Raw genomic sequence first — 13,077 nt, forward strand, 5'->3', positions numbered from 1 at the left:
CGGCACTTCTACACCGGGACGACCGGTGCCCCGCTCGCCCGGGTCACCTTCCTGGAAGCCGCCCCCGGGGCCGCGCCGCGATGGGAACTGGCCGTCGCAGTGGCCGATCCGGACCGCGTCGCCGCCCGGGCCCACGAGCTCGGCGGCGAGCTCGTCACCCTCGCCGGAGGCGGCTCACGGCTGTCGAGCCCGGAGGGGCTGACCCTCCGCCTCACCACCGCACCGCAGGCGTCCCCGGTGTTCCTGGAGACCGACCGGCTCGTCCTGCGCCCCGCCACGGCCGCCGACGCCCCCGACCTGCTCGCCCTGGACAACGACCCCGCCGTCATGCGGTACATCAACGGCGGCCGGCCCACGAGCCCCGAGGACATCCGGGACCGGACCCTGCCGAGGCTCCTCCACGACCACCCGTGCACCGGAACCCGCGGCTACTGGATCGCGCGGGAGAAGGACACGGGGGCGTTCCTCGGCTGGTTCGAACTCCGGCCGCTGGACGACCACGACCCCGCCGTGGTCGAGCTCGGCTACCGGCTGAACCGGGCCGCCTGGGGCCGCGGGTACGCCACCGAGGGCGCACGCGCCCTGATCGACAAGGGGTTCACGGTCCTCGGGGTCCAGCGGGTCACCGCCAACACCATGGCGGTCAACGCGGGCTCCCGGCGCGTGATGGAGAAGGCGGGGCTGGCCTTTCTGCGGGCCTACACCGAGGACTGGCCGGAGGCCATCGAGGGCTCCGAGCACGGCGAAGTGGAATACGAGCTGACGCGGGAGGCGTGGCAGCGCGGACGGTGAGGAGGGCGGGGCCGGTTCGCGTACGGCTCGGCCCCGCCCCGATGCGCCCGGCCCCGCGGCCGCCGCACGCCCGCCGCCCGGCTCGCGCCTGCCCGGCTCACGCCCGCCCCGGTGCGCCCGGCCCAACGGCCGCCTCACGTCCCCTCCCCGCCTCACGCCCGCCCCCGCCTCACGCCCGCCCGGGCGCGTCCGCCTCAGCCCCGCCCCTCCAGCAGCGCCACGATCTCCGCGTGCCCCGTGTGCTGGTCCACCCCCGCCGAGGGCACCCCGTCCCGGAGCAGCTCCACCGCCACGGTCTCCTCGCCGTCCCGCCGCTCGCGGAGCACCACCGTGTCGAGCCCGGAGCCGTACGTCTCCTCCAGTCGCCGCAGCAGCTCCCGCTCCGGATCGAGCCCGGCGATGCGCCGCGCCTCGGCCAGGGCGACGGCGACCACGGTCTCCTGTCCCTCCGCCGCCGCGCCGTGCGCGAGCAGCGCCCGTACCGTCCGGACCGAGCCGCGCTGCGCCGCCAGGACCAGCATCGCCTCGCCCTGCGGGCCCGGCAGCAGCGGGTCCGCGCCCCCGGCGAGCAGCGCCTCGACCGTCGCGGCGTGCCCCAGGCCGACCGCCCAGCGCAGTGCGGTGAAGCCGAACTCCTCGCGCAGGTCCGGCCGGGCCCCGGCGGACAGCAGCGCCTCCACCACCTCGGTGTGCCCGCCGCACGCCGCCCCGCACAGCGGCAGATCACCGGCCTCCGGTCCGCTCGCCCGGTCGGGATCGGCCCCGGCCGCGAGCAGCAGCCGCACCATCTCGGGGCGGTCCTGGACCGCTGCCGTGTAGAGCGCGGTCGTGCCCTCCTCGTCGCTCGCCTCGGCCCGCGCACCCGCGCGCAGCGCCCGTACGACCGTGTTCTCGTCCTCGTACAGCGCGTCGAACAGGCTTGGTTCATCCCTGATCGGCTCGTTCGTCATCCTTCGACCCTACGGCCGGAGACGGACAACGCCCCAGGTCAGGTGTCGCACTCCAGGCGTGTGCGGCACAGCCCGCACCGTGCGCTGACCCGGCCCCTGACGGGGAGCCGGATGCGCTGGTGGCAGGTGGGGCAGGGGAAGGAGACGCGCGGCCCCGTCGCGCCGGTCTCGAAGGCGTACGGGACGTTCGGGTCCGGGCCGGCCCCGGGGTGGTCCCGGGCGTACCGCCGGTCCTTGGCGTAGCGGCGGCGGCCCGTCCAGCCGGCGGCGGTCAGCGGTGGTCTGCGCAGATCGTCCAGCGCCCGCTGCCGCCCCTTGGTGTACGCGGTGTACGCCTGGGGGCTGGTGAACCACGGGGAGGGGTCCTCGTCGAAGGCGAGCGCCCGCTTGGCCAGGACGTACCCGAACTCCTCCGGGGTCAGATAGCCGAGCTTCTGACGGGACGTGGCGTCCTCCCGGAACGCGTCCAGCAGCAGCCAGCCCGTGCCGAGGTAGGCCGTCGTGGTGTCGGTCAGGATCTCGTTGGCGCGGGTGCCGGGGAACTCCAGGCCGAGCCGGTGCAGCAGGACATGGGTGATCTCGTGCGCGAGCGCCGCGCCGATATCCCTGCGGTGGTTGCGGAAGCGGTCGTTCAGCTCGATGAAGTACTCGGGGCCCGCCGTCAGTTCCACGCTCGCCGCGTGCTCCATCGTGCGGAAGCCGACGATCATCCGGGCGTCGGGGAGGCGCAGGTGCTGGACCAGGGAGCGCGCCACCCGCTGGGCTCCCAGATGCAGATCGTCCTCGTCCGCGAACGCGGCGTCGACGGGCGCGAGGCTGGTGGCATAGGTGCGGACGCCGTCCGCCGAGAGCCGCCGGTAGAGCGCCGTGATGGCGGAGCGGACCGTGTCCAGATGCGGAAAGCCGTGGGCGACGGGTGCGCCAGGAGGGCTGTTCGTCACGCCGGAATCCCCCATCCGCGACGGTCGACGGAGCTCCACTGTATGCCGGGTGGGGGAGAGGGGCCGGAAAGCCGTCCGATGATCTTGGCCGAAAACTGTGCCTTGTGTCAGCGGTCACCCGGTACCGATAATCGGAGTGTTCTTGTCGGGTACATGACTAATCTGGTGTCCGTGCCGGAGGCCGTCACCCGACAGGGGCACGCGCGCCGGACCGCGCGAACCACAGCACCGTCGGCTCACAGCACCGTCGGCATTTCCAGCCCTTCGTACAGGAACTCCTGCACGGCAACGCGGTACGGCAACCTCCCACAGCAACCCCCCACACGAAATCCCCCCACGAAAGCAGGCATCCGTGAAGCTTCTGACTGCGCTGAAAAGGTGTTCCGTCGCCCTGGCCGCCGTCGCCCTCGCGACCGTCAGCCTCCAGCCCGCCTCCGCCGCCCCCCAGCCGATCGTCGGCGGGGAACGCGCCGAACAGGGCGAATTCCCCTTCATGGTCCGGCTCTCCATGGGCTGCGGCGGTTCGCTCTACACCCAGGACATCGTCCTCACCGCCGCCCACTGCGTGGACGGTTCCGGCGACAACACCTCGATCACCGTCACCGGCGGTGTCGCCGACCTCCAGTCGCCCGACGCCGTCACGGTCACGTCGGCCAAGGTCCTCCAGGCCCCCGGCTACAACGGCACCGGCAAGGACTGGGCGCTGATCAAGCTCGCCGAGCCGATCGACCAGCCCACCCTGAAGATCGCCACCGACGCCTCCTACGACGAGGGCACGTTCACCGTCGCCGGCTGGGGCGCCGACCGCGAGGGCGGCAGCCAGCAGCGCCACCTGCTGAAGGCCGACGTCCCGTTCGTCTCCGACGCCGACTGCCAGGGCGCCTACGGTGACCTCGTCGCCGACGAGGAACTGTGCGCCGGCCTCCTCGACACCGGCGGCGTCGACAGCTGCCAGGGAGACTCCGGCGGCCCGATGTTCCGCAAGGACGACTCCGACGAGTGGGTCCAGGTCGGCATCGTCAGCTGGGGCCAGGGCTGCGCCCGCCCGGACTACCCGGGCGTCTACACCCAGGTCTCGCACTTCGCGGCCGACATCGCCTCCGCGGCCGACTCGCTCTGACCCGGCCGGAGCGGCCCGCCGCCGATCACGGCTGAACCACCCCGGGGGCGCCCGTACGAACGGGCGCCCCCGGGCCCAGTTCCACCCACGGCCCGCCCGCGTCCTCCAGCTCCAGCACCCACACCTCGTTGACGCCCTCGCGGAGCACCGGCCCCGGCACGTACAGGATCCGCTGCGGACCCGCCGACCAGTACCGGCCCAGGCAGAAGCCGTTCACCCAGACGAACCCGCGCGTCCAGCCCGGCAGTTCGAGCCCCGCGTGACCGAGGCCCGCCGCGTCCTCGACCGTGAACTCCCCCCGGAACAGCCCCGTCCGCCCCGCGTCGCCCGCCCCCGCGGCGGCCACCACCGGCCCGAACGGGACCGCCGCCACCGCGCCCGGAACCTCGAAGGCGTCCAGCCGCAGCCCCCGGGCCCGTACCCCGTGCAGATACTGCCGCTCGTGCAGCACCCCACCCGTGACCCCCTTCGGCTCACCGAGCCGCGGCCCGTAGTTGACCCGGCCCAGCGACTCCACCCACAGTTCGACCTCCGCGGGCCCCGCCACCGGCTCCGGCAGCGGCCCGGACCCCTCGGCCAGCACCCCGGCCCGCACCCCGTCCACGGACACCACCGCCCGGTCCCGCAGCCCCGACGCGCCCAGCGGATACGCCTGACGCGGCCCCGGCACCGCCACCCGGTAGCGCACCAGACCCCGGTCCACGCCCAGCTCCTCGAACGTCGGCGGCACCCCCGACTCCGTCTCCGGACCGCCCAGCACCTCCAGTACGTCCCCGAGCCCCGCCCACCCGGTCAACTCCGCCCGCACCGGCCCCGCCAGGCCCCGCGGCTCCGGCGGCAGCGCGGGCAACGGCCGCCGCGCGTACTCCTGGAGAACCTTCCGGAACAGGTGGAACTTCGCCGTGGCCCGCCCGTACTCGTCGACCGGCGCGTCGTAGTCGTACGACGTCACCGTCGGCTGGAACTCCCCGTCCTGCAAGGGACCACCGCGATTCGCCCCCGCCCAGCCCGCGAAGTTCGTCCCCCCGTGCGCCATGTAGAGGTTCACCGACGCCCCGCACTCCAGGATCTCCCGCAGCGCCCCCGCCGCCTCCTCCGCGTCCCGCAGCACCGGTTCGGCCCCCCAGTGGTCGAACCAGCCGCACCAGAACTCCATGCACATCAACGGGCCCTCCGGCTGATGCCGGCGCAGCACCTCGAAGCCCTCCCGCGCCCCCGAACCGAAGTTCGCCGTCGCCAGCAGCCCCGGCACCGAACCCCCGGTCAGCATGTGGTCCTCCGGACCGTCCGACGTGAACAACGGGACCGACACCCCGCACTCCCGCAACAGCCCCGCCAGCCACTCCAGATACACCGCGTCGCTGCCGAAACTCCCGTACTCGTTCTCCGCCTGGACGAGGATCACCGGACCGCCCCGCTCCACCTCCCGCGCCACCACCTGCGGCAGCAGCTCCCGGAACCACCGCTCCACCACCGCCCGGTACTCCGCGTCCCGGGTCCGCACCCGCCGCCCGAACCGGCCCGTCACCCACACCGGCAGGCCGCCGTTCTCCCACTCGGCGCAGATGTACGGACCCGGCCGCACGATCGCCCACAACCCCGCCCGCTCCACCGCGTCCAGGAACCGGCCGAGCGCCCCGACATCCCGGACCTCGCCCTCCCGGGGCTCGTGCAGATTCCACGGTACGTACGTCTCGACGCAGTTCAGGCCCATCGCGGCGAGCATCGCCAGCCGGTGCCCCCACTGCTCCTCGTGCACCCGGAAATAGTGCAGGGCGCCCGACAGCAGCCGTACGGGCTTCCCGTCGAACCGGAAGCCGTCGTCGGCCACGGTGAAGTCGGTCATCGCGCGGTTACGCTCCTGTGCTCGGCCGCACCCGGCGGCCCTCCGGTCAACTGGTCCGACCACTGTCACCTCTGGCGCACAGCGGGTCCATGGACAAAGATCGCTGTTGATTGGACGCAACGGGCCGGCGGCCGGGACCCACCGGAACCAGCACGGGGACCGGAACCAGCACGGGGACCGGAACCGGAACCGACGGACCACCTGGGAGGGGAAGGCCGCGATGTACCACACCTGGATGCGCTTCTTCACCCCGAGCCCGCTCCACCACCGCCTGGGCCTCGTCTGCCTCGGCGTCGGCCTCCAGCACGGCGCGCTGCCCACCGTCGGACCCCGCACCCTCGACCACCACGTCGCCGTGATCGTCAACTCCGGCACCGGCTGGTTCAAGGGCCCCGACGGCCGCCGCACCCCCGTCACCGGCCCCAGCCTCATCTGGCTGACCCCCGGCACCCCCCACCACTACGGCGCCGACCCCGGCACCGGCTGGGACGAGAGCTTCGTCGACTTCACCGGCCCCGCGACCACCACCTACACCGAACTCGGCTACATCGAACCCGACCGCCCCCTCGTCCCGCTCGCCGACACCGCCGCCCCGCGCACCGCCGTCACACGCATCGTGCGCGCCGCCCGCCGCGGCAACCCCCTCCTGGAGGCCGAGACCGGGGCCGCCGTCCACGAACTCCTCGTCTCCCTGCGCCGCGCCCGCGCCGACATCGGCCCCGACGGCGACCCGGTGCTCCAGGCGCTCGCCCGCGACGCCTACCAGCCGCTCACCGTCGCCCAGCACGCCTCCCGGCACGGCATGACCCCCGCCGAACTGCGCACCGCCGTACGGCGCGGCGCGGGGTGCAGCCCCAAGGACTACCTGCTCGGCATCCGGCTCGGCCGGGCCAAGGAACTCCTCGCCGCCACCGACCTCCCGATCGCCGCCGTGGCCCGCCGCGTCGGCTACGACGACCCCGCCTACTTCTCCCGGCTCTTCGCCCGCCGGGTCGGCACCGCCCCCGTCCGCTTCCGCGAACAGCAGGGCCGCACCGTGCCCGGCGGCTGGAGCGACCAGGTGCCCGACCCCGACGACCCGCCGACGATCGGGCCGTGAGGACCGCCGTCTAAGCTCGCTCACCATGAGTACGAGCGAGATCGACGCGACCGTCCGGGCCGAGCTGAACCGGCTGCGCGAGAGCATCGACAACATCGACGCCGCCGTCGTCCACATGCTGGCCGAACGCTTCAAGGCCACCCAGCAGGTCGGCCGCCTCAAGGCCGACCACAAGCTGCCGCCCGCCGACCCCGCCCGCGAGACCCGCCAGATCGCCCGGCTCAGGGAGCTGGCGCAGAGCGCCAACCTGGACCCGGCGTTCGCCGAGAAGCTGCTGAACTTCATCATCGCCGAGGTGATCCGCCACCACGAGCGCATCGCCGAGGAGGCGGAGAACGGCGAGGCGGAGAACGGCGGGGCGCGGAACGCCTGAGCGGCTACCGGACCGGACCGTCCGCGGCGGGCGGAACCACGGGCCCGGGCCTCGGAACGACGGGTCCGGGCGCAGGCGCGAGCGTCCTGAGGGACGTCCCCGGTACTCGGTGTGCCGCGCCGAGGAGCTCGTAAGCGGCAGCAGCCCACGGGGGATCCACCCAGCACGATCACGCCGTCCGCCCGCGCGTCCGCCCAGGGAGAACCCACTGTGCCCGCCGTCCCCCGTACGGCAGCATGGGGCCATGTCCGTACTGACGCGCGACGAAGCGCAGACCCGAGCCCAGACCCTCGACGTGGAGCGGTACACGATCGCCCTCGACCTCACCACCGGCGAGGAGACCTTCGACTCCGCCACCGCCATCCGGTTCACCGCCCGCACGGCCGGAGACACCTTCGTCGAGGTCCAGCCCGCCACCCTGCGCTCGATCAGTCTCGACGGACAGCCCCTGGACCCCGCCCTCCTCGACGGCAACCGCTACCCCCTCCCCGGGCTCACCGCCGGCCCCCACGAACTGCGCGTCGACGCCGCGATGCACTACTCCCGCACCGGCGAGGGCATGCACCGCTTCACCGACCCCACCGACGGCGAGACCTACCTCTACACCCAGCTGTTCATGGATGACATCCATCGCGTCTTCGCCGCCTTCGACCAGCCCGACCTCAAGTCCGTCTTCGCCATCGACGTCACCGCCCCCGAAGGCTGGACCGTCCTCGGCAACGGCATCGCCGAGCACACCGGACAGGGGCGCTGGACCATCGCCCCCACCCCGCTCATCTCCACCTACCTCGTCGCGATCGCCGCCGGACCCTGGCACTCGATCACCACCGAGCACGCCGGACTGCCCTTCGGCATCCACTGCCGCCGCTCCCTCGCGCCGTACCTGAACGCCGACGCGGACGAGATCCTCGACATCACCCGCGCCTGCTACGACCGCTACCACGAGAAGTTCGACGAGCCCTACCCGTTCGACTCCTACGACCAGGCATTCGTCCCCGAGTTCAACGCGGGCGCCATGGAGAACCCCGGACTCGTCACCTTCCGCGACGAGTTCGTCTACCGCTCCGCCGTCACCGACACCGAGCGCCAGACCCGCGCCATGGTCATCGCCCACGAGATGGCCCACATGTGGTTCGGCGACCTCGTCACCCTCACCTGGTGGGACGACATCTGGCTGAACGAGTCCTTCGCCGAGTACATGGGCTACCAGACCCTCACCGAAGCCACCCTTCCCCGAGCCCTCCACTCCGCCCGAGCGGGAGAGTCCCCCTTCCCCGACACCTGGGTCGACTTCGGCGTCGCCCGCAAGGGCTGGGGCTACGACGCCGACCAGCGCCCCTCCACCCACCCCGTCGCCCCCGACCCCGACGCCGTCCCCGACACCGCGTCCGCCCTCCTCAACTTCGACGGCATCAGCTATGCCAAGGGCGCCTCCGCCCTGCGCCAACTCGTCGCCTGGCTCGGCGAGAAGGACTTCCTGGCCGGCATCAACACCCACTTCGCCCGCCACAAGTTCGCCAACGCCACCCTCGCCGACTTCATCGACAACCTGGCCTCCGCCACCGACCGCGACGTCCACGCCTGGGCCGAGCAGTGGCTGCGCACCACCGGCATCGACACCCTCACCGCCGAGGTCGGCACCCCCGCCCCCGAACCGGACGGCCCCCCGGCGAACGGCAACGGCCAGTCCTGGGCCCTCACCGTCACCCGCGACGGCTCCCGCCCCCACCGCATCGCCGTCGGCGCCTACGACCACGCCCTGGGCACCCAGGCAGGCCCCGGCCGCCTCGCGCTGCGCGACCGCTTCGAGATCGACGTACCCGGCGACGGGACACCCACGATCCGCCCCGGCCGCCGCCCCGCCCTCGTCGTCCTCAACGACGGCGACCTCACCTACGCCAAGATCCGCCTGGACACCGCCTCCTGGGACACCGTCCTGGCCGGCCTCTCCGGCCTCCCCGACGCCCTCACCCGGGCCGTCCTGTGGAACACCGCCCGCGACATGGTCCGCGACGGCGACCTCGCCCCCGCCACCTACCTCGCGACCGCCCGCACCCATCTCCCGTACGAGACCGACCTCGCCCTCGTCCAGGGCGTCCTGTCCTTCGCCGCCGGCCAGGTCGTCGACCGCTACACCGTCCCCGAGGACCTGCCCGCCGCCCGCGCCACCCTCACCGACCTCTGCCGCGACCTCATCCGCCGCACCGAGGACGGATCGCAGCCGGGCCTCCGCCTCATCGCCGTACGCCACTTCATCGACGCCGCCACCCAGCCCGACACCCTCCGCAGCTGGCTCGACGAAGGCACCGTCCACGGCGGACCCGAGCTCGACCCCGAACTGCGCTGGCGCATCCTCACCCGGCTCGCCGTCCTCGGCGCCACCGACGAGGCCGCCATCGCCACCGAACTGGCCGCGGACCCCAGCGCCACCGGCCGCGAAGGCGCCGCCCGCTGCCGCGCCGCCCTGCCCACCCCCGAGGCCAAGGCCGCTGCCTGGAACGCCCTGTTCACCGACGACACCCTGTCCAACTACCTCTTCACCGCCACCGCCCAGGGCTTCTGGCAGCCCGGCCAGGAAGAGGTGACCGGCGACTACGTGTCCCGCTTCTACCCGGACGCCATCGCGCTCGCCGCCCGCCGGGGCCCCGCCATCGCCGAGGCCGCCGGACGCTACGCCTTCCCGGTGTACGCCGCCGACCCCGAGAGCCTCGGCACCGGCCTCCGCGCCCTGGAGGACCCCGCCCTCACCCCGGCCCTGCGCCGCAAGCTCGTCGACCAGCTCGACGACCTCCGCCGCGCCCTCGCCGTACGGACGTCGGCCACCGGCTGACCGCTAGGTCCTGTCGTCAAACTGCCGTCTGCCGCGCGGCCGCCCTCCGGGCGACGACGGCATTTGACGACAGGACTAGCGGGTATCCGCACGGCCCGGACGACCATCGTCCGGGCCGTCGTTCCCCGACCGCAGATCGGCGAGCAGCTCCGCCTGGCCCGACAGCACCCCGGTCAGGATCGTCCGCGCCACCCGCAGCAGCTCCGCCACCCCCGGGTCGGCCAGCGAGTAATGGACCGCCGAGCCCTCCCGCCGGGCCGTCACCAGACCCGCGCGGCGCAGCACGGCCAACTGCTGCGAGAGGTGGGCGGCCTCGACCCCCACCTCGCTCAGCATCTCCGACACCGCGTGCTCGCGTTCACTGAGCAGTTCCAGCACCCTGATCCGCACCGGGTGCCCCAGCGTCTTGAAGAACTCCGCCTTCAAGCGGTACAGCGGCGTACTCACCGGCGGCGCCCCGTTCCGCACGGCGGAAACCCGCCGCACCACACCTGACCAGAACTCTTCTCCATGGGTTCATCCTCGCGCCTTCGCACCACGAGGATGAACCCGGGGACCGGCCGGCCGGGTCAGGCCTTCTTCAGGAACTCGGTCCTCAGCACGAGCCCCTTGACCTTCTTCGTGTTGCACTCGATCTCACCGGCGCGCCCGGTGAGCCGGATGTTCTTCACCAGCGTGCCGCGCTTGAGCGTCTCCGACGTGCCCTTCACCTTCAAGTCCTTGACCGTGGTCACGGAGTCACCGTCCGCCAGCACGGTCCCGTTGCTGTCCTTCACGACGATGTCGCTCATGGCGCTTTCCTGCCCTTCTCCACCCGGTACAGCTCTTGCACCGGACATCTCCTCACCACCACCGGACATCTCCCGACCGTCACCGGGCAGCTCTCAACGATCACGGGACCGGCGGTTCTGCCGCAGCGGGAGCGTGATCCATATGCTCTTGCCGCCCTCGTCGACATCGCCCCGCACCACCGCGCTGCCGCCCAGACCATGGGTCAGTTCCATCACGGTCGCCAGCCCCCGGCCCGGCGCTGTGCCGGCGGACGCGAACAGCGCCGGGCGGTACGGATGGCGGTCGTGCACACCGAAGGCGAACGTGCCGGGGCCGCCCGCGAACACCACCGTCACATTCGGCGAGAGCTCCGCCGCGTGCCGCACACTGTTGGCCACCAGCTCACTGACGATCAGCAGCGCCGGATCCCGGCACGGATCCTGCGCCGCCACGCCCCACTCCGCCAGCACCTGCTCGGCGGTCTCCCGGGCGATCCGCACGGCCGAACCCAAGGTGGGCAGCGTCAGCACATGCCGGTACGGCAAGGTGTCCGGAGGCGAGATCATCGGGCCGCCTCCTCGGCCGGAGCCGCCACCGGCACGTCCCGGCCGCCCCGCCCCGGCCCCGCCCCGGCCGCCACCGCCCCGCCGCCCCGCGCCGCACCGGCCACCGCCAGCCGCTCCCGGGCCGCGCCGAACGCCTCGGACGCCGTGGCGTACTCACGCCCCTCCCGCCGCAGCAGCTCCAGCGCCCCCACCGACTCCAGCGCCCGCCGCTGACCCGGCCGGATCCCGGAGGCCAGCACCACGATGCCCCGCCCGTTCAGCCGGTGCACGGTGTCCTTCAGCGCCAGCGCACCGGTGGCGTCCACCGTGGTCACCCGGCACATGCGCAGGATCACCACCCGCACGCCGGAGATCTCACCCAGCCGAAGCAGCGAACGGTGCGCCCCGGCGAAGAACAACGGCCCCTCCACCCGGTACGCCACCACCTGCCCGGCCCTCCCGGCAAGCTCGCCGCCGCCGTCGGCGCCCCCGCCACCCTCGTACGCCTCCGAGCCCGGCAGCTCCGGCCCCCCGTCGCCGTACGCCTCCGAGCCCCGCAGCTCCGGCACCCCGTCGCCGTACGGATCCACCCGGTCCACCCGCGCCTCCGCCGCGACCGCGCGCAGGGCCAGCAGCCCGGCCACCGCCAGCCCGATCACGACCGCCAGCACCAGATCCAGCACCAGCGTCGCCACCGCCGTCAGCACCAGCACCACCGCGTCCGACCGCGTCGCCCGCGCCATCGCCCGCAACGCCCCCACCTCGACCATCCGCACCGCCGTGGCCAGCAGCACCCCGGCCAGCGCGGCGAGCGGAATCCGCGACACCAGCGGAGCCGCCGCGAACACGATCACCGCCAGCACCGCGGCATGCGTCAGCGCCGCCAGCCGCGAACCCGCGCCCGTACGGACATTGACCGCCGTCCGCGCGATCGCCGCCGTCGCGGGCACCCCGCCGAACAGCGGCGCGGCCAGATTCGCGATGCCCTGCCCGAACAGCTCCCGGTCCGGATCATGCTTCTGGCCCGCCGCCATCCCGTCCGCCACCGTCGCCGACAACAGCGACTCCAACGCCGCCAGCGCCGCCACCGCGACCGCCGGAGCCAGCAGCGAACCCACCGCCGACACATCCAGGAACCCCAGCGAAGGAGCCGGCAGACCCGCGGGCAGCGCACCGATCGGCGTCGCCCCTTCCAGCCGGAACAACTGCGCCGCCAGCGTCGCCGCGACCACCGCCACCACCGAGAACGGCACACCGGGAAACAGCCGCGCTCCCGCCAGCATCAGCCCCGCCACCCCGACGGTGATCGCGAGCGCGGTCCAGTTCGGGCCGCCCACGAACTCCCCGACCGCCCGCCACGCCACCACCAGCACCTTGTCGCCCTCCGGGGCGGCCACCCCCAGGGCGTTCGGAACCTGCTGGAGAGCGATCACACACGCGATCCCGAACGTGAACCCCTCGACCACCGGCGCCGGCACGTACCGCATCGACCGGCCCGCCCGCAGCAGCGCCAGCACGATCAGCAGGCCCCCCGCCATCAGCCCGACCGTCAGCACCCCGCCCGGACCGTACTCCGCGACGATCGGCACCAGGACCACCGTCATCGCCCCGGTCGGGCCCGACACCTGGAGGTTCGACCCGCCGAACACCGCGGCCAGCGCCCCCGCCACCACCGCCGTCGCGAGCCCCGCCTCCGCGCCCAGCCCCGACGCCACCCCGAAACCGAGCGCGAGCGGCAACGCCACGATCGCCACCGTCAGGCCGGCGAGCAGATCACGGCGCGGAGCACGGGCCATGGCCGCGAAGTCCG

The 13,077-nt window shown here is 73.4% G+C and carries 12 protein-coding genes; 5 read left to right on the forward strand and 7 right to left on the reverse strand.

Annotated features, from left to right (window positions below):
• Positions 1-237 precede the first annotated feature (237 nt).
• Positions 238-792 (forward strand): GNAT family N-acetyltransferase, encoded by a 555-nt coding sequence (locus tag IE145_RS33315; RefSeq protein WP_229825382.1) that lies wholly within the window; start codon positions 238-240, stop codon positions 790-792.
• 194 nt (positions 793-986) lie between these two features.
• Here IE145_RS33315 and IE145_RS06375 read toward each other — a convergent pair whose 3' ends face one another.
• Positions 987-1,742, reverse strand: coding sequence for an ankyrin repeat domain-containing protein (locus IE145_RS06375; protein WP_189519672.1), 756 nt, complete (start codon positions 1,740-1,742; stop codon positions 987-989).
• 38 nt (positions 1,743-1,780) lie between these two features.
• The gene (locus IE145_RS06380) at positions 1,781-2,698 is read right to left on the reverse strand and encodes a hypothetical protein (protein ID WP_373296572.1); all 918 of its coding nucleotides are present in this window, start codon (positions 2,696-2,698) and stop codon (positions 1,781-1,783) included.
• Positions 2,699-3,035: 337 nt separating this feature from the next.
• Between IE145_RS06380 and IE145_RS06385 the strand changes: the two genes are divergently transcribed.
• Positions 3,036-3,803, forward strand: coding sequence for a S1 family peptidase (locus IE145_RS06385; RefSeq protein WP_189519677.1), 768 nt, complete (start codon positions 3,036-3,038; stop codon positions 3,801-3,803).
• 25 nt (positions 3,804-3,828) lie between these two features.
• On the opposite strand, the gene IE145_RS06390 is transcribed toward IE145_RS06385, so the two are convergent.
• A complete protein-coding gene (locus tag IE145_RS06390; protein WP_189519678.1) occupies positions 3,829-5,649 on the reverse strand; it encodes a glycoside hydrolase family 35 protein in 1,821 nt (606 codons plus the stop codon).
• 220 nt (positions 5,650-5,869) lie between these two features.
• On the opposite strand from IE145_RS06390, the gene IE145_RS06395 reads away from it, so the two are divergent.
• The 3 genes from IE145_RS06395 to pepN all read left to right on the forward strand — a co-directional run bounded on the left by IE145_RS06395 (position 5,870) and on the right by pepN (position 9,951).
• Entirely contained in the window at positions 5,870-6,748 is an 879-nt protein-coding gene (locus IE145_RS06395) for an AraC family transcriptional regulator (RefSeq protein ID WP_189519680.1), read from the forward strand.
• A 25-nt stretch (positions 6,749-6,773) separates the two neighbouring features.
• On the forward strand, positions 6,774-7,121 hold the full coding sequence (locus tag IE145_RS06400; protein ID WP_189519682.1) for a chorismate mutase: 348 nt from the start codon (positions 6,774-6,776) through the stop codon (positions 7,119-7,121).
• A 244-nt stretch (positions 7,122-7,365) separates the two neighbouring features.
• On the forward strand, positions 7,366-9,951 hold the full coding sequence (pepN, locus tag IE145_RS06405; protein WP_189519684.1) for an aminopeptidase N: 2,586 nt from the start codon (positions 7,366-7,368) through the stop codon (positions 9,949-9,951).
• A gap of 75 nt (positions 9,952-10,026) precedes the next feature.
• Here pepN and IE145_RS06410 read toward each other — a convergent pair whose 3' ends face one another.
• The 4 genes from IE145_RS06410 to IE145_RS06425 all read right to left on the reverse strand — a co-directional run bounded on the left by IE145_RS06410 (position 10,027) and on the right by IE145_RS06425 (position 13,063).
• On the reverse strand, positions 10,027-10,398 hold the full coding sequence (locus IE145_RS06410; RefSeq protein ID WP_189519686.1) for an ArsR/SmtB family transcription factor: 372 nt from the start codon (positions 10,396-10,398) through the stop codon (positions 10,027-10,029).
• A gap of 122 nt (positions 10,399-10,520) precedes the next feature.
• The gene (locus IE145_RS06415) at positions 10,521-10,742 is read right to left on the reverse strand and encodes an alkylphosphonate utilization protein (RefSeq protein WP_031121993.1); all 222 of its coding nucleotides are present in this window, start codon (positions 10,740-10,742) and stop codon (positions 10,521-10,523) included.
• 93 nt (positions 10,743-10,835) lie between these two features.
• Positions 10,836-11,288 (reverse strand): ATP-binding protein, encoded by a 453-nt coding sequence (locus IE145_RS06420; protein WP_189519688.1) that lies wholly within the window; start codon positions 11,286-11,288, stop codon positions 10,836-10,838.
• Entirely contained in the window at positions 11,285-13,063 is a 1,779-nt protein-coding gene (locus tag IE145_RS06425; protein WP_189519833.1) for a SulP family inorganic anion transporter, read from the reverse strand. The genes IE145_RS06420 and IE145_RS06425 overlap by 4 nt, the downstream gene beginning before the upstream one ends.
• Positions 13,064-13,077: the final 14 nt, after the last annotated feature.

It is taken from the genome of Streptomyces sindenensis (assembly GCF_014649035.1).
In the GTDB taxonomy this organism is placed as follows: Bacteria; Actinomycetota; Actinomycetes; order Streptomycetales; family Streptomycetaceae; genus Streptomyces; species Streptomyces sindenensis.